The organism is Pseudomonas putida NBRC 14164, from assembly GCF_000412675.1.
Lineage (GTDB): Bacteria > Pseudomonadota > Gammaproteobacteria > Pseudomonadales > Pseudomonadaceae > Aquipseudomonas > Aquipseudomonas putida.
This window is the reverse complement of the sequence record NC_021505.1, coordinates 453800-469515: the sequence shown is the minus strand read 5'-3', so window position 1 is coordinate 469515 and position 15716 is coordinate 453800. Positions and strand designations below refer to the sequence as shown.

The following is a 15716-nucleotide window of genomic DNA, read 5'->3' as shown; positions in this document are numbered from 1 at the left end:
GCCAGACAAAAGAGATGCCTGACCTGACGCATTCGCGGGCACGCCCGCTCCCACAGGGGCTGTGTTTAATTTGAGGGTTGCCTGTCAGGCGTAGGTGTCGATGATCCGACCGAGCATTTCGTCGGATGCCTTGACCACCTTTGCACCAAGCTCGACTTCGGTTTTGCCAACAACCATTTGCACGGTGCTGGTGGCCAGGTCCATCTGCTGGCTGCGATCTACTGCGCGCAGGCGTTCAGCCTGAAAATCGCTGGACTGGCTGGTGGCGGTACGTTCGGCTGTGGTGTTGGCGATCTGGCCTGCGGCCTGATCGACGCGGTTCTGGCCGGTTTGAATCGCACTCAGGCCCGCGTAATAGGCGGAGCTACCGGTGATTTCCATGTCAGGACTCCATTGACGCTGGATAACGAACAGCCCCAATTAAAGCAGGCTGGGCGCGAAAAGGCCCGTTTAAAACCCTAATGGCCTGGTGCCAGTTGATAGGCCTTGGGTATTCCTGCACCGGCCCTATCGCCGGCAAGCCAGCTCCTACAGGTACCACGTAACCCTTGTGGGTGCTGGCTTGCCGGCGATAGGGCCGGGGCTGGGCAAGGCTAATCCAGCAGATCCAGTTGCAGATGCTCAGCCACCATATCGGCACTGGCTTGCTTCAGTTTGGGCACCCGCCCAAGGCAAGGCGCAGGCAAGCGCTCTGCCAGGCTGGCAAGGTTCTCTTCAAGACGCGAAGTACGGGGCTCGATGATGTTCGCCACCCACCCGGCCAATTGCAGCCCATCCCGCTCGATCGCCTCGGCGCTGAGCAAGGCATGGCTGATGCAACCCAACCGCACCCCCACAACAAGAATCACCGGCAACTGCAGGGCAACGGCGAGGTCGGAAAGGTTCTCCAGGCCCGACAGCGGCACACGCCAGCCACCGGCCCCTTCGACCAAAGTGAAATCGGCATTTTGTTGCAGCACATTGCGCATTGCCGCGAGCAACTCCGCAACAGCCAGCGTCACCCCCGCCTCACGCGCCGCCACATGCGGGGCAATGGCAGGCTCGAAGGCAAACGGGTTGACCTGGTCGTATGGCAACTTGATCGTGCTTTCGTCGATCAGCGCCTGGGCATCACTGTTGCGCAAGCCCTTCGGTGTCATGGTGCAGCCGGAGGCCACCGGTTTGGCACCCAGAGTGCTCATGCCCTGCAAGCGCGCCGCGTGCAAAAGCCCGGCGGCGATGGTGGTCTTGCCGACATCGGTATCGGTACCGGCAATGAAATAGGCCTGGCTCATCTCGCTCCCCTTACGCCTGTGGCTTGCGCAACACACCATAGACCACCTGATAGGTGGCTGGCAGCCCCTCAGGCTGGCGAAATGCTTCGTAGGCCTGCAACAGGCCGTGCATGCGGGCCCGACCGGTGAGGCCTGAAGGGCGGCCCGGGTTGAGGTTGTGCGCGCCCAGTGCCTTCAGCTCATGGGTGAGGCTGCGAACATCCGGGTAGTGCAGCACATGCGGGCAGCGCTGCAGCCCAAGTTGTTCAAAGCCGCTGCCGGCACACAGGCGCTGGTAATCCTCGAACCGGCGGAAGCGGTTCACATGCACCAGGCCATCCACGGCCTGCCAGCTGGCACGCAACTCGTCGAGGGTACCCACGCACAGGCTGCTGAAAGCCAGCACGCCACCCGGGCGCAGTACTCGCAACGCCTCTGCAAGCACACAGGCGAACTGGTCGCACCACTGCACGGCCAGGCTGGTGAACACAAGGTCGACACTGGCATCGCGCAGCGGCAAGCGCTCGGCGTCACCGGCCACGTGGTAGTGCGCCCCACCTTGTTCATCCCGCGCGTGGCGCAGCATGCCTTCGGCGATGTCCACTGCCACACCGCTGGCCTGTGCGAAACACTCGGCCAGTTTTCGGCTGAAATGGCCGGTTCCACTGCCCAGGTCCAGCCAGTGCGAGGGTTGCAAGCCGGCTGGCAACTGCTCCAGCAGGTTCAAACCTACGGCGCGCTGCAAGGCCGCCACGCTGTCGTAGCTGGCCGCAGCGCGGGAGAACGAAGCCGCCACCTGGCGTTTGTCGGGCAATGCGCCGGGCAGGGTCGGACGGGAAAGGTCAGTCATCGCCACTCTCATGCAGGAAACTCTTGATGCCCGCCGCCAGCTCCTGCGGGTACTCCAGCAGGAACGCGTGGGAACTGTCTTCGACCAGGCCCACTTCCACATCCGGCAGCAGCTCGCTCAACGCCTTGGCTGCCTCTGCCGGCACCAGCGCATCGCTGCCGGCAAACAGGTGCAATTGCGGGCCGGCATATGCCTGCAGTGCTTCGCGGGTGTCCAGCTTGGCCAGCACCTCAAGGCCGGTTGCCAGGTACAGCGGGTCGGTCTCCGGCACCCCGACACCCAGTTGGCGCAGCAACGTACGTGGCTGCTGGGCACCATCACTGCACAAGGTACGGAAGCGTTTGAGGGTGACCTGGGTATGGCTGCGGCAGCCGTCGAGGAAGGTGCCGAAGGTGTCTTCGGGCATGCCGTGAGGCCAGTCTGGCCGGGCGACGAAGCTGGGGTTGCTGGCCAGGGTCAGCAGGCCACAGCAGTGGTCGCCGCGCTGGTGCGCCAGCGCGCTGGCCAGCATGCCACCCAGCGACCAGCCACCCAGCCAGACATCGCTGGGCACCTTGCGGTCCAGGTGGTCGACCCAAGCCTGCACATCGCTGTGGTCCAATTCCGGCAGGGGCATCAGCTCTACCTGCAAGCGGGCATCCTGGGCGCGCAGGCTGGCTGCCAGCGGCTCCAGTGAGGCAGTGCCCAGGCCCCAGCCGGGCAGCAATACAAGACGATTACGCATCGGCGTTCTCCAACTGTGGATAACACTCGGCCAATGCATTCAACAATAGCTGCACCTGCGCCTCGCTGTGCGCGGCGCTCAAGGTCACCCGCAGGCGTGCGCCGCCCGCCGGCACGGTGGGTGGGCGGATGGCCGTTACCAGCAAGCCGCGCTCGCGCAGCATGCGCGACAGGCGCAGGGCCTGTGCGCTGTCGCCGATCATGATCGGCTGGATCGGCGTCGGGCTGTCCATCAACGCCAGCCCGATCTGCTGTGCGCCTTCGCGGAACTGGCGAATCAACGCCGCCAGGTGCTCGCGGCGCCAGGTTTCGTGACGCAACAGTTCCAAGCTCTTGAGCGTGGCACAGGCCAGCGCCGGTGGCTGGCTGGTGGTGTAGATGTAAGGGCGGGCAAACTGCACCAGCGCCTCGATCAGCTCTTCGCTGCCGGCAACAAAGGCACCCGCAGTACCGCAAGCCTTGCCCAGCGTACCGATCAGCACCGGTACGTCATCCACGCTCAGGCCGAAGTGCTCGACGATGCCGCCGCCCTGTGCGCCGAGTGTGCCCAGACCATGGGCGTCATCGACCATCAGCCAGGCACCGCGGGCGCGAGCGACATCGGCCAGTGCCGGCAGGTCGGCCAGGTCGCCGTCCATGCTGAACACACCATCGGTCACCACGAGCGTATTACCGACCGCCTTGTCCAGGCGGCTGGCCAGGCTGGCCGCATCGTTATGCAGGTAGCGGTTGAAGCGTGCACCGCTGAGCAGCCCGCCATCCAGCAGCGAGGCGTGGTTCAGGCGGTCTTGCAGTACGGTATCGCCCTGTCCCACGAGCGCGGTGATGGCGCCCAGGTTGGCCATGTAGCCCGTAGAGAAGAGCAACGCGCGCGGGCGGCCAGTGAGTTCGGCCAACGCTTCTTCAACCTGGTGGTGCGGCGTGCTGTGGCCGACCACCAGGTGCGAGGCACCGCCACCGACACCCCAGCGCTCGGCACCGGCCTGCCAGGCGGCGATGACTTCGGGGTGGTTGGCCAGGCCCAGGTAGTCGTTGCTGCAGAAGGCCAGCAACCGCTGGCCGTCGACCACCACTTCCGGCCCCTGCGGGCTCTCCAGCAGTGGCCGCTGCCGATACAGGTCTGCGGCGCGCCGTTCGGCCAGGCGCGCCGCCAGGTCGAAGGCCATGTCAGGCCGATGCAGCGTTGTAGAACATCTCGCTGCTGCGCTGTTCGACCAACGCCTGCTCGATGGCCGCCTGATGCACTTCGTCGGCGTGCTCTTCACGCGCTTCGGGCTTGATGCCCAGGCGTGCGAACAATTGCATGTCCTTGTCGGCCTGCGGGTTGGCGGTGGTCAGCAGTTTTTCGCCGTAGAAGATCGAGTTGGCACCCGCCATGAACGCCAGGGCCTGCATCTGCTCGTTCATCTGCTCCCGGCCGGCGGACAGCCGCACGTGCGACTTGGGCATCAACAGGCGGGCGACGGCCAGCATGCGGATAAAATCGAACGGGTCGACGTCCTCTTCCTCGGCCAGCGGCGTGCCGGCAACCTTGACCAGCATGTTGATCGGCACCGACTCGGGGTGCTCGGGCAGGTTGGCCAACTGGATCAGCAGGCCGGCGCGGTCGTCCAGCGATTCGCCCATGCCCAGGATGCCGCCGGAGCAGATCTTCATCCCAGCATCGCGCACGTAGGCCAGGGTCTGCAGGCGCTCGCTGTAGGTGCGGGTGGTGATGATGCTGCCGTAGAACTCCGGCGAGGTGTCGAGGTTGTGGTTGTAGTAGTCCAGGCCAGCCTGAGCCAGGGCTGCGGTCTGCTCCTGGTCGAGCTTGCCGAGGGTCATGCAGGTTTCCAGGCCCATGGCCTTCACCCCTTTGACCATCTCCAGCACGTAAGGCATGTCTTTGGCAGACGGGTGCTTCCACGCCGCGCCCATGCAGAAGCGGGTGGAACCGATGGCTTTGGCGCGGGCAGCCTCCTCCAGCACCTTCTGCACTTCCATCAGCTTCTGTTTTTCCAGCCCGGTGTTGTAGTGGCCGGACTGTGGACAATATTTGCAATCTTCCGGGCAGGCGCCGGTCTTGATCGACAGCAGGGTCGAAACCTGTACCCGATTAGGGTCGAAATGCGCGCGGTGCACGGTCTGCGCCTGGAACAGCAAGTCATTGAACGGTTGCTGGAACAGCGCCTTGACCTCGGCCAGGGACCAGTCGTGACGTGTTGTTGCAGTTGTGCTGGCGCTCATCGGCGTTTCCTTGTTTAGGCTGTAGCTGGCGCCGGGACAGGAAAGCCCACAAGCGCATCACGGATAGCCCGCATAGTTACGGAAGGCCCATGAACTGTCAACCACACTGGAAAAGACTGGTTTACAAGTGCTCACTTATTAATCAAATGTGTTTATTGTGTGACGAGCCTGCCGATCAGGCCTACCCGATGTGCATCGCCTGCGAGGAGGAACTGCCTTGGCTGGGCGATCACTGCCTGCAATGCGCCCTGCCCTTGCCGATGGCCGGCCTGATCTGCGCCCAGTGTTCCCGCCGCTTGCCGGCGTTCGAACAGGTCATTGCGTTGTGGCATTTCGGTTTTCCGGTGGACACGTTGATCAGCCGCTTCAAGCACAATCGTCAATGGCCTTTGGGGCGCTTGATGGCCGAACTGCTGGGGTATGGGCTGCTGCATCGCTTTGCAGAAGGCCTACCCCGCCCTGACCTGCTGTTGCCTGTGCCCTTGGCCAAGCGTCGACTGCGCGAGCGCGGGTTCAACCAGGCCGGGATGCTGGGGCGGTGGTTGTCTACGCAACTTGGGCTACCGTGCGATGAGCGATTGTTGCTGCGCACGCGCGAGACGCCTGCGCAGCAAAAGCTGGATGCCCGGGCGAGGCGGCGCAATTTGCGACAAGCGTTTGCGCTCTCGGGTGAACTGACGGGCAAACATGTCGCTATTGTCGATGATGTGTTCACCACCGGTGCCACCGCGCAGGCCATCGCCGAGGTGCTGCGCAAGGCCGGAGCGCGGCGGGTAGATGTTTATTGCCTGGCGCGCACCCCCAAGCCGGGGTATGCATGACCCTGCGCAGTCCTCCACAATCCGCTTTCAGGACCATCACCTACAACGACTCAATGCCCATGCCCCTACCCACCCTGCTTACCCAGCACATCGCCCGCCGCCCCCAGCGCATCGCCCTGCTGCAGCACATTGCCGAACAAGGCTCGATCACCCGCGCCGCGAAGGCTGCGGGTGTCAGCTACAAGGCGGCCTGGGATGCCATAGACGAGCTCAACAACCTGGCCAGCCAGCCGCTGGTAGAACGCAGTACCGGTGGCCGTGGCGGTGGCGGTGCGCGTTTGTCGCCGGAAGGCGAGCGGGTGTTGCGTCTGTATCAAAGGTTGCAGGCCCTGCAGGCGGAAATTCTTGAGGCCGCCGAAGAATCCAGCGACCTCGACCTGCTCGGTCGCCTGATGCTACGTACCAGTGCGCGCAACCAGCTCCAGGGCCAGGTCAGCGGCCTGCGCCGCGAGGGCCGGTTTGACCGCGTCAGCCTGGCATTGGGCGGTGGGCTGGAGATTGATGCGCTGATCACCCACGACAGTACCGCGCGGCTGGAGCTGACACTGGGAACGACGGTGGTGGCGCTGCTCAAGGCGGGGTGGGTACGGTTGCTGGCGGAGGGGGAGGCAGCCGACGCGGGCAGCAACTGCTTGAGTGCAACCGTGGAAGAAGTGTTGGCAGAGGATGAGGGGCCCAGTGAGGTGCGGCTGGCGTTGGGCAATGGGCAGACGTTGTGTGCCATCGCCGATGCGGATTGGTTGGCTGGGCAGCAGGTGGCGGCGGACAGTGCGGTGCGAGTGCAGTTTCATCCGTCCTATGTGTTGATTGGGGTTCCTGCATAGCTTGGCCGCGCATTGCGCGGTTCGCGGGCGCGCCCGCTCCCACAAATCTTGAAAACTGCGCTGTGCCTGTGGGAGCGGGCATGCCCGCGAAGAGGCCGGTACAGGCATAACGCGTTACCATGGCCCCACGCTGCCTACCCTCCGGAGTCACCATGTCCCACCCCTTCGACACCCTCACCCCCGACCTGGTCCTGGACACAGTGGAAAGCATCGGCTTTCTCAGCGACGCCCGGGTGCTGGCACTGAACAGCTACGAGAACCGCGTCTATCAGGTGGGCATCGAAGACGCGCAGCCGCTGATCGCCAAGTTCTACCGCCCAGGCCGCTGGAGCGATGCGGCCATCCTCGAAGAACACAGCTTCACCGCCGAACTCGCCGACTGCGAGGTGCCGGTGGTTGCGCCGATGCAGCACGACGGCCGCACCTTGTTCGAGCACCAGGGCTTCCGTTTCACTCTGTTCCCGCGCCGCGGCGGCCACGCTCCGGAGCCGGGCAACCTCGACCAGCTCTACCGCCTTGGCCAGTTGCTCGGCCGCCTGCATGCCGTGGGCGCCACCAAACCATTCGAGCACCGTGAGGCCCTGGCTGTGGACAACTTCGGCCACGCTTCGCTGAACACCCTGCTGGACGGTGGTTTTGTCCCTCGCGAACTGTTGCCCGCCTTCGAGTCCGTGGCCCGCGACCTGCTAAAACGTGTCGAGGATATCTACGCACGCACACCGCACCAGCTGATCCGCCTGCACGGCGACCTGCACCCCGGCAACCTGATGCACCGTGACGAGGTGTACCACGTGGTCGACCTCGATGACTGTCGCATGGGCCCGGCGGTGCAAGACCTGTGGATGATGCTGGCCGGCAGCCGCGAGGAGCGCCTGGGGCAACTGGCCGAGCTGATCGACGGCTACAACGAGTTCCACGACTTCGACCCGCGCGAACTGGCCCTGATCGAGCCCCTGCGCGCCTTGCGCCAGCTTCACTACAGCGCGTGGCTGGCACGGCGCTGGAGCGACCCGGCGTTCCCGCCCAGCTTCCCGTGGTTCGGCCAACCCCGCTACTGGGGGGACCAGATTCTCGCCTTGCGCGAACAAATGGCCGCGCTGGATGAAGCACCGCTGAAATTGTTCTAGAAGCATGCCTACGTCTGTCTACAATAGGCGTCGCTTTATTTAGCTACCTAAGCAAGGATTCTGCATGCACGCCGCAAACCCGCGTCGCGGGTACATCCTGGGCCTGAGCGCCTACATCATCTGGGGCCTGTTCCCCATCTATTTCAAGGCAATCCAGAACGTCCCGGCGGTCGAGATCATTGTCCACCGGGTGCTCTGGTCGGCGCTGTTCGGCTCGCTGCTGCTACTGGTGTGGAAACACCCGGGCTGGTGGCGCGAACTGCGCGACAACCCGCGCCGGCTGGGCATCCTGGCGCTGAGCGGAGCATTGATTGCGGGTAACTGGCTGACCTATGTGTGGTCGGTAAACAACGGCCGCATGCTCGAAGCCAGCTTGGGTTACTACATCAACCCGCTGATCAATGTGGTACTGGGCATGCTGATTCTTGGCGAGCGCCTGCGCCGCCTGCAATGGCTGGCGGTGGGCATGGCCGCCGTAGGCGTAGCCCAGCAGGTGTGGCAGGTAGGCAGCCTGCCTTGGGTGTCGCTGGTGCTGGCGCTGAGCTTCGGCTTCTACGGGCTGATTCGCAAACAGGCGCCAGTGGCGGCATTGCCGGGCCTGGTGGTGGAAACCTGGATGCTGGTGCCGCTGGCCCTTGGCTGGCTACTACTGCACCCGGCGGCGATGAGTGCCCAGGGGGCGTTTTACACCAGCAGCGAAGCACTGTGGTTGATGGCGGCCGGGCCGGTGACGCTGATACCGCTGGTGTGCTTCAACGCTGCGGCCCGGCACCTGCCATATACCACCCTGGGCTTCCTGCAGTACCTGGCGCCGACGCTGGTATTGCTGCAGGCAGTGCTGTTGTTCGATGAGCATTTGTCGTCGAGCACGTTGGTGGCGTTCATGTTCATCTGGGCGGGTTTGGCGATCTACAGCGTCGATGCGTGGATGAATTTGCGCAAGCGCAGCTGATCAAAAAACGATCAAAACTCTGCAGGCCATGCGGTTCGCGGCCTGCAGCGACATCTCCAAAGGTTATCCACACCCTCGTCCCCGTGCTTTGTGCACAAGCTCCTGATTACTGGATGTTTTTTGATCAAAACTGCGCAGGGCACAGAGGGCCTGGGGTAGAGAGGTACACCCCCAGGTTATCCACAGGGCCTTCCCCGTGATATCGGGATAACCGCAAGGGGCTGCGATGCGGCCCCGGCGATCCCGAATCAATCCTCCGCCCGCAACTTCAACTCCACGATCAGATCATCCGCCAGCCTCTCCAGCCGCTGCTGCAGTTCTTCCAGCGGCAAGGTCAACGGCAGCGCCAGCAATGCATCGGCATGAAACAGCGGCTCGCTGCTCATCGGTGCCGGCCGCACCTCAGTGGTAAACCGCTCAAGGTTCACCCCAAGATCCGCCAGCAACCGGGTAATGTCCCGCACGATCCCCGGCCGGTCATTCCCCACCAGTTCCATGGCAATCGGCTTCCAGGTACACGACGGCTCGATGCCGCTCTCGGCAATCAGCACGCGAATGTCATACCGGGCCAGCCCCTGCAACGATGCCACCAGTTCAGCGTAATTCTCAGCCGGCACCGCCACCCGCAGGATGCCGGCAAACTGCCCGGCCATACGCGACATGCGGCTTTCCAGCCAGTTGCCACTGTGGTCGGCGATGCACTGGGCAATGCGTTCGACCTGGCCAGCCTTGTCAGGGGCGATAACAGTCAGTACAAGATGATCCACAAGCCCTTCCTCGTGTCGGACCGCGCCCGGCGGCAGAAAATCGGGGGATCGACTCAGTATAGGCAAGGCGCGGCAACCTGCCGCAGGGCGGCCAGCACAACGAATCGTGTACTGTTTCAAGATTTATCTGGAACAATCCACCTGTTTTTTGCGAACATACCCACTCCCAGCGTGACCATACGCGACCAACGGGTCGCATAACGGCGCTTTTAGTCTGATTTTGCCCCGCCTACTGCTTCATGTAGTATCCCGTGGCGCGGACTACAAAACGTCGTTTGGATGTCTGCCAAGGCGCCTGTGAAAATACGCACACTGCCTGCCGGCCCGTCTGGCAAGCCGCACCCAGCCGCGCCCGGTACAACCCGGGGGCACGCACTGGTGCCGTGTTTAGAGAAGCGCTACAGGCTTAATACAGAAGAGCGAAATAGCTGAGCAGAGTGAGGCAAGCAATGACTGGATACGTTCAAGTCGGTGGCCTTCAGGTCGCCAAGGTCCTGTACGACTTCGTGAACAACGAAGCCATTCCCGGGACCGGCATCGTCGCCGAGCAGTTCTGGGCGGGTGCAGAGAAGATCATCAATGACCTCGCTCCAAAGAACAAAGCCCTGCTCGCCAAGCGCGACGAGCTGCAAGCCAAGATCGACGCCTACCATCAGGCACGCAAAGGCCAGGCCCACGACGCCGTCGCCTATAGAGCATTCCTCCAGGAAATCGGCTACCTGCTGCCACAAGCCGACGATTTCCAGGCCACCACCCAGAACGTGGACGAAGAAATCGCCCACATGGCCGGCCCGCAGCTGGTGGTGCCGGTAATGAACGCCCGCTTCGCCCTGAACGCCGCCAACGCACGCTGGGGTTCGCTGTATGACGCCCTGTACGGTACCGACGCCATCAGCGATGAAGGCGGCGCCGAAAAAGGCCAGGGTTACAACAAGGTCCGTGGCGACAAGGTCATCGCCTTCGCCCGCGCCTTCCTCGACGAGGCTGCGCCACTGGCTGCCGGCTCGCACGTCGACTCCACCGGCTACCGCATCGAAGGCGGCAAGCTGGTTGTTGCCCTGAAAGGCGGCAGCAACAGCGGCCTGCGTGACGACGCCCAGCTCATCGGCTTCCACGGTGACGCCGCCGCACCAACCGCCGTGCTGCTCAAGCACAACGGCCTGCACTTCGAAATCCAGGTCGATGCCAACACCCCGGTTGGCAGCACCGACGCCGCCAGCGTGAAAGACATCCTGATGGAATCGGCACTGACCACCATCATGGACTGCGAAGACTCGGTTGCCGCCGTCGACGCCGACGACAAGGTTATCGTCTACCGCAACTGGCTGGGCCTGATGAAAGGCGACCTGGCCGAAACCGTGAGCAAGGGTGGCAAAACCTTCACCCGCACCATGAACCCGGACCGCGAGTACGCCGCGCCCAATGGCGGCAGCGTGACCCTGCACGGCCGTTCGCTGCTGTTCGTGCGTAACGTTGGCCACCTGATGACCAACCCGGCGATCCTCGATGCCCAGGGCAACGAAATCCCCGAAGGTATCCAGGACGGCCTGTTCACCAACCTGATCGCCCTGCACAACCTCAACGGCAACACCAGCCGCAAGAACACCCGCACCGGCAGCGTGTACATCGTCAAGCCGAAGATGCATGGCCCGGAAGAAGTCGCTTTCGCCGCCGAAATCTTCAGCCAGGTCGAAGGCCTGCTGGGCATGCCACGCAACACCGTCAAGGTCGGCATCATGGACGAGGAGCGCCGTACCACGGTCAACCTCAAGTCCTGCATCAAGGCTGCCGCCGAGCGCGTAGCGTTCATCAACACCGGTTTCCTCGACCGCACTGGCGATGAAATCCACACCTCGATGGAAGCCGGCGCCGTGGTGCGCAAAGGCGCCATGAAAAACGAGAAGTGGATCGGTGCCTACGAAAACAACAACGTCGACGTTGGCCTGGCCACCGGCCTGCAAGGCCGTGCGCAAATCGGCAAAGGCATGTGGGCCATGCCCGACCTGATGGCTGCCATGCTCGAGCAGAAGATCGCCCACCCGCTGGCCGGTGCCAACACCGCCTGGGTGCCGTCGCCGACTGCCGCCACCCTGCACGCCCTGCACTACCACAAGGTGGACGTACAGGCGCGCCAGCGTGAGCTGGCCTCGCGTACCCCGGCATCGGTGGACGACATCCTCGCCATCCCGCTGGCCGCCGACACCAACTGGTCGGACGAAGAAATCCGCAACGAGCTGGACAACAACGCCCAGGGCATCCTCGGCTACGTGGTGCGCTGGATCGACCAGGGTGTGGGTTGCTCGAAGGTGCCGGACATCAACAACGTCGGCCTGATGGAAGACCGTGCCACCCTGCGCATTTCTGCCCAGTTGCTGGCCAACTGGCTGCGCCATGGCGTGGTCAGCCAGGATCAGGTGCTGGAAAGCCTCAAGCGCATGGCCGTGGTGGTCGACCAGCAGAACGCCGGTGACGCCCTGTACCGCCCGATGGCGCCGAACTTCGACGACAACGTCGCGTTCCAGGCGGCTGTAGAGTTGGTGGTGGAAGGTGGCAAGCAGCCGAACGGCTACACCGAGCCGGTGCTGCACCGCCGTCGCCGCGAGTTCAAGGCGCGTAACGGGTTGTAAGTAACACCTGCGAACGAGGGCCGCTGTGCGGTCCTTTCGCCGGCAAGCCAGCTCCCACAGGAACTGCACAGGCTTTGAAATCTGTGCGGTCCTTGTGGGAGCTGGCTTGCCGGCGATGAGGCCGGAGCAGGCCACTACTTACTCGATTTTCAGTTCCTTCTTCACCAGTTCCAGCAGCTTGCCCAGGTCGACCGGCTTGAGCAGGAAATCCACCACCCCCAGGTGCATCACGTCCACGGCCTCTTTCACATCAGTGTCGCCCGACACCACGATGATCGACAACGCTGCCCACTTCGACTCCCTTACCTGGCGGATCAAGTCGATCCCGTCCCAGGGCTCCATGCGCAGATCCGTGATCATCAGTGCGATCCTCGGCTCCCAGTGCAGCTTCCATAATGCCTCTTGGGCACCATCGGCGATCATGCTGTCGATACCCCTGCTTTTCAGGAAATAGCCAAGGGCCTCGCTGTTCACCGGATTGTCATCAACGATCAGCACCAACGGCCTGGGCGCCACAGGCGCACTTACCACGGCCAAGGCCTCACGCTCGGCGTCGCTCAGGATGTCGGTGTGCTCAGGCATGCTCATCTCGTCAAAAAAAATTCCGCTTCAGCCTTAGGACCACATTACTCGCGTAACCCGTTTCGCCTTTCGTCGGGTCTTTGACAGGGGCGTTCATAGACTTACGTCCAATGGGCACCACCCCGCCGCAAGCCGACCATGGAGGCAGAGAACAACAAGGCCGGCACCTATATATAGATATATATAGTTCGGCGTAGCGATACGGTCAGTTTCATGAGCAAAAAGGACGCCTACAGCCAGGCGGGCAGGACAGCAGTACTGCAGAACATCCAAGGCACCCTGCAGTTCCTGCAGCGCTTTCCGCCGTTCAACCAGATGGAGCACAGCCACCTGGCCTACCTGGTCGAGCAGTGCCAGCTGCGCTTCTATGCCTGCGGCGAAAGCATCGTCAAACCTGCCGACGGGCCGGTTGAGCACTTCTACATCGTTAAACAGGGCCGCGTGGTTGGCGAGCGCCAGCACCTGGTCAAGCCTGGCGTGGAAACCACCTTCGAAATCACCAGTGGCGAGTGCTTCCCGCTCGCCGCCCTGCTGGGCGAGCGAGCCACACGCACCGAGCACCTGGCCGGCGAAGATACGTTCTGCCTGCAGTTGAACAAGGCCGCGTTCATCCGCGTGTTCTCGATGTCTGAAGTGTTTCGGGATTTTGCCCTGCGCGGGGTCAGCAGCCTGCTCGACCAGGTCAACCAGCAGGTACGACAGCGCGCTGTGGAAACCCTCGGCACCCAGTATTCGCTGAACACGCCCTTGGGTGAGCTGGCCATGCGTCACCCGGTGGTGTGCACGGCACAAACCCCGCTGCGCGAAGCCGTGCGGCTGATGCACGAGCAGCAGGTCGGCAGCATCGTGGTGGTCGACGCGCAGCGCTACCCCACCGGCATCTTCACCCTGCGCGACCTGCGCCAGGTGGTGGCCTCGGCGGATGCCGACCTGGGCGCGCCCATCGAGCGGCACATGACGGTCAAACCCTTCTACCTCAGCCCTCAGGCCAGCGCCTTCGACGCGGCCATGGCCATGACCGAGCGGCATATCGCCCACGTGTGCCTGGTGGAAAACCGGCGCTTGTGCGGGGTGGTTTCCGAGCGTGACCTGTTCTCGCTGCAACGGGTCGACCTGGTGCACCTGGCGCGCACCATCCGCCATGCGCCTCGGCTGGACACTCTGGTCTCGCTGCGCGGGGAAATCAGCCAGCTTGTGGAGCGCATGCTGGCCCATGGCGCATCGTCCACGCAGATCACCCAGATCATCACCCTGCTCAACGACCACACCGTGTGCCGGGTGATCGAGCTGGCGCTGGCCGAGCGCGGCGACCCGGGCATGCCGTTCAGCTGGTTGTGCTTTGGCAGCGAAGGACGCCGCGAGCAGACCCTGCACACCGACCAGGACAACGGCATCCTCTTCGAAGCCGCCGACAGCGCTGAAGCCGACGCCATCCGTGCCCGCCTGCTGCCGCTGGCGCAGTACATCAACCAGTGCCTGGCCCAGTGCGGCTTTACCCTGTGCAAGGGCAACGTCATGGCCGGCAACCCTGACCTGTGCCTGTCACGCAGCGAGTGGGCACGGCGCTTTGCCGGCTTTGTTCGTGAAGCCAGCCCGGAGAACCTGCTGGGCTCGAGCATCTACTTCGACCTGCGCGTGGTGTGGGGCGATGAGCAAGGTTGCGAACAACTGCGCCAACGCCTGTTGGACCAAGTGGCCGACAACCGCATCTTCCAGCGCATGCTGGCGGAAAACGCCTTGCGCCAGCGCCCGCCGGTGGGCCGCCTGCGCGAGTTCGTGCTGACCCGCCAGGGCAATGACAAGGCCGCCACCCTCGACCTCAAGGTTCAGGGCCTGACGCCCTTCGTCGACGGTGCCCGGCTATTGGCGTTGGCCAATGGCGTCGGTGCCTGCAACACCCTGGAGCGGCTGCGCCAGCTGGTGGCCAAGGGCGTGATCGAGCCACTGGATGGCGCGGCCTATGAAGAGGCTTACCACTTCATCCAGCAAACCCGCATGCAGCAGCACCAGCGCCAGGCTCGCGACAACCTGCCTTACTCCAACCGCCTCGACCCGGACAGCCTCAACCACCTGGACCGGCGCATCCTGCGCGAGGCGCTGCGCCAGGCCCAGCGCCTGCAAAGCAGCCTGGCCCTGCGGTACCAGCTATGAGCCTGTTCACCTGGCTACGCCCCAGCGCGCCCGAACTGGACCCCGCCACACGCCAGCGCCTGAGCCGGTTGCCCAAGCCCACGCCGCTGGGGGTATGCACCCTGCGTGAACAGCGCTGGGTGGTGCTGGACCTGGAAACCAGCGGGCTCAACCCCAACCGGGACCAGGTATTGTCGATTGGCGCAGTGGCCATCGAAGACGGCGCCATCGATTTTGCCCAGCAGTTCGAACGCACCCTGCACAGGCCTTTGCAGAAGACCAACGCCAGCGTGCTGATTCATGGCCTGGGCCCCGGCGCCCTTGCCGCCGGTTGCGACCCGGCCGAGGCCCTGCTCGACTTGCTCGATTTCATTGGCAACAGCCCGGTGCTGGCGTTTCATGCGCCCTTCGACCAGCGCATGCTGGCCCGTGCGCTGAAGGAAAGCCTTGGGCATCGTCTGCAGTCACTGTTCCTCGACGTTGCCGAACTGGCGCCGATGCTAAACCCCGACACGGTGCTGCGCGAGGCCGGGCTGGATGACTGGGTGGCGCGGTTTGGTTTGCAGGTGGAAGAGCGCCACCATGCCAGTGCCGATGCCCAGGTGACCGCAGAGCTGGCGCTGATACTGTTCAGCCAGGCCCGGCGCCAGCAGCTGGACAGCCCGTTGCAACTGGAGCAGCGGTTGCGTGGGTGGCGGCGGCGCAAAGCACAGAGTCATGGCCTGTAGCTTTGCATTGGCCTGACTGGCCCAATCCCCGGCAAGCCAGCTCCCACGGTACTGCACAACCCCTGAAAAGTACTCGACACCTGCTCCACAGGGCTGCACAAGGCTT

The 15716-nt window shown here is 63.6% G+C and carries 14 protein-coding genes and 1 pseudogene; 7 read left to right on the top strand and 8 right to left on the bottom strand.

Annotation, left to right across the window (positions count from 1 at the left end):
• Positions 1-84: 84 nt before the first annotated feature.
• The 6 genes from PP4_RS02020 to bioB all read right to left on the bottom strand — a co-directional run bounded on the left by PP4_RS02020 (position 85) and on the right by bioB (position 5052).
• Positions 85-381, bottom strand: a complete 297-nt coding sequence (locus PP4_RS02020) for a hypothetical protein (RefSeq protein ID WP_016497674.1) — start codon at positions 379-381, stop codon at positions 85-87.
• A gap of 212 nt (positions 382-593) precedes the next feature.
• Positions 594-1274 (bottom strand): dethiobiotin synthase, encoded by a 681-nt coding sequence (bioD, locus tag PP4_RS02015; protein WP_016497673.1) that lies wholly within the window; start codon positions 1272-1274, stop codon positions 594-596.
• A 10-nt stretch (positions 1275-1284) separates the two neighbouring features.
• Positions 1285-2103: a malonyl-ACP O-methyltransferase BioC gene (gene bioC / locus PP4_RS02010; protein WP_016497672.1), complete on the bottom strand. Its 819-nt coding sequence runs from the start codon at positions 2101-2103 to the stop codon at positions 1285-1287.
• Complete coding sequence (locus PP4_RS02005; RefSeq protein ID WP_016497671.1) at positions 2096-2827, bottom strand: alpha/beta fold hydrolase; 732 nt, start codon at positions 2825-2827, stop codon at positions 2096-2098. Before PP4_RS02005 ends, bioC begins: the two co-directional genes overlap by 8 nt.
• Complete coding sequence (gene bioF / locus PP4_RS02000) at positions 2820-3992, bottom strand: 8-amino-7-oxononanoate synthase (RefSeq protein ID WP_016497670.1); 1173 nt, start codon at positions 3990-3992, stop codon at positions 2820-2822. The genes PP4_RS02005 and bioF overlap by 8 nt, the downstream gene beginning before the upstream one ends.
• A 1-nt stretch (position 3993) precedes the next feature.
• On the bottom strand, positions 3994-5052 hold the full coding sequence (bioB, locus tag PP4_RS01995; RefSeq protein ID WP_016497669.1) for a biotin synthase BioB: 1059 nt from the start codon (positions 5050-5052) through the stop codon (positions 3994-3996).
• 89 nt (positions 5053-5141) lie between these two features.
• On the opposite strand from bioB, the gene PP4_RS01990 reads away from it, so the two are divergent.
• The 4 genes from PP4_RS01990 to rarD all read left to right on the top strand — a co-directional run bounded on the left by PP4_RS01990 (position 5142) and on the right by rarD (position 8776).
• The gene (locus PP4_RS01990; RefSeq protein WP_041167503.1) at positions 5142-5873 is read left to right on the top strand and encodes a ComF family protein; all 732 of its coding nucleotides are present in this window, start codon (positions 5142-5144) and stop codon (positions 5871-5873) included.
• Between the two features lie 59 nt (positions 5874-5932).
• Entirely contained in the window at positions 5933-6697 is a 765-nt protein-coding gene (locus PP4_RS01985) for a TOBE domain-containing protein (RefSeq protein ID WP_041167502.1), read from the top strand.
• A 152-nt stretch (positions 6698-6849) separates the two neighbouring features.
• Positions 6850-7824, top strand: a complete 975-nt coding sequence (locus PP4_RS01980; RefSeq protein ID WP_016497666.1) for a serine/threonine protein kinase — start codon at positions 6850-6852, stop codon at positions 7822-7824.
• A gap of 64 nt (positions 7825-7888) precedes the next feature.
• A complete protein-coding gene (rarD, locus tag PP4_RS01975) occupies positions 7889-8776 on the top strand; it encodes an EamA family transporter RarD (protein ID WP_016497665.1) in 888 nt (295 codons plus the stop codon).
• A gap of 248 nt (positions 8777-9024) precedes the next feature.
• Here rarD and PP4_RS01970 read toward each other — a convergent pair whose 3' ends face one another.
• A complete protein-coding gene (locus tag PP4_RS01970; protein WP_016497664.1) occupies positions 9025-9543 on the bottom strand; it encodes a glycine cleavage system protein R in 519 nt (172 codons plus the stop codon).
• A 449-nt stretch (positions 9544-9992) separates the two neighbouring features.
• Between PP4_RS01970 and PP4_RS01965 the strand changes: the two genes are divergently transcribed.
• A complete protein-coding gene (locus PP4_RS01965; RefSeq protein WP_016497663.1) occupies positions 9993-12170 on the top strand; it encodes a malate synthase G in 2178 nt (725 codons plus the stop codon).
• A 138-nt stretch (positions 12171-12308) separates the two neighbouring features.
• On the opposite strand, the pseudogene PP4_RS01960 reads toward PP4_RS01965, so the two are convergent.
• Positions 12309-12849: pseudogene (locus PP4_RS01960) on the bottom strand (response regulator).
• A 116-nt stretch (positions 12850-12965) separates the two neighbouring features.
• On the opposite strand from PP4_RS01960, the gene PP4_RS01955 reads away from it, so the two are divergent.
• Together PP4_RS01955 and PP4_RS01950 are read left to right on the top strand one after the other, a co-directional pair.
• Positions 12966-14903, top strand: coding sequence for a DUF294 nucleotidyltransferase-like domain-containing protein (locus PP4_RS01955; protein ID WP_016497661.1), 1938 nt, complete (start codon positions 12966-12968; stop codon positions 14901-14903).
• Positions 14900-15610, top strand: coding sequence for a 3'-5' exonuclease (locus PP4_RS01950; protein WP_016497660.1), 711 nt, complete (start codon positions 14900-14902; stop codon positions 15608-15610). The genes PP4_RS01955 and PP4_RS01950 overlap by 4 nt, the downstream gene beginning before the upstream one ends.
• The last annotated feature ends 106 nt before the right edge of the window (positions 15611-15716 follow it).

What these genes read in the sequence shown, in the direction of transcription:
- PP4_RS02020 (WP_016497674.1), bottom strand. Translation starts at nt 381, where the DNA reads ATGGAAATCACCGGTAGCTCCGCCTATTACGCGGGCCTGAGTGCGATT.
- bioD (WP_016497673.1), bottom strand. Translation starts at nt 1,274, where the DNA reads ATGAGCCAGGCCTATTTCATTGCCGGTACCGATACCGATGTCGGCAAG.
- bioC (WP_016497672.1), bottom strand. Translation starts at nt 2,103, where the DNA reads ATGACTGACCTTTCCCGTCCGACCCTGCCCGGCGCATTGCCCGACAAA.
- PP4_RS02005 (WP_016497671.1), bottom strand. Translation starts at nt 2,827, where the DNA reads ATGCGTAATCGTCTTGTATTGCTGCCCGGCTGGGGCCTGGGCACTGCC.
- bioF (WP_016497670.1), bottom strand. Translation starts at nt 3,992, where the DNA reads ATGGCCTTCGACCTGGCGGCGCGCCTGGCCGAACGGCGCGCCGCAGAC.
- bioB (WP_016497669.1), bottom strand. Translation starts at nt 5,052, where the DNA reads ATGAGCGCCAGCACAACTGCAACAACACGTCACGACTGGTCCCTGGCC.
- PP4_RS01990 (WP_041167503.1), top strand. Translation starts at nt 5,142, where the DNA reads ATGAACTGTCAACCACACTGGAAAAGACTGGTTTACAAGTGCTCACTT.
- PP4_RS01985 (WP_041167502.1), top strand. Translation starts at nt 5,933, where the DNA reads ATGCCCCTACCCACCCTGCTTACCCAGCACATCGCCCGCCGCCCCCAG.
- PP4_RS01980 (WP_016497666.1), top strand. Translation starts at nt 6,850, where the DNA reads ATGTCCCACCCCTTCGACACCCTCACCCCCGACCTGGTCCTGGACACA.
- rarD (WP_016497665.1), top strand. Translation starts at nt 7,889, where the DNA reads ATGCACGCCGCAAACCCGCGTCGCGGGTACATCCTGGGCCTGAGCGCC.
- PP4_RS01965 (WP_016497663.1), top strand. Translation starts at nt 9,993, where the DNA reads ATGACTGGATACGTTCAAGTCGGTGGCCTTCAGGTCGCCAAGGTCCTG.
- PP4_RS01955 (WP_016497661.1), top strand. Translation starts at nt 12,966, where the DNA reads ATGAGCAAAAAGGACGCCTACAGCCAGGCGGGCAGGACAGCAGTACTG.
- PP4_RS01950 (WP_016497660.1), top strand. Translation starts at nt 14,900, where the DNA reads ATGAGCCTGTTCACCTGGCTACGCCCCAGCGCGCCCGAACTGGACCCC.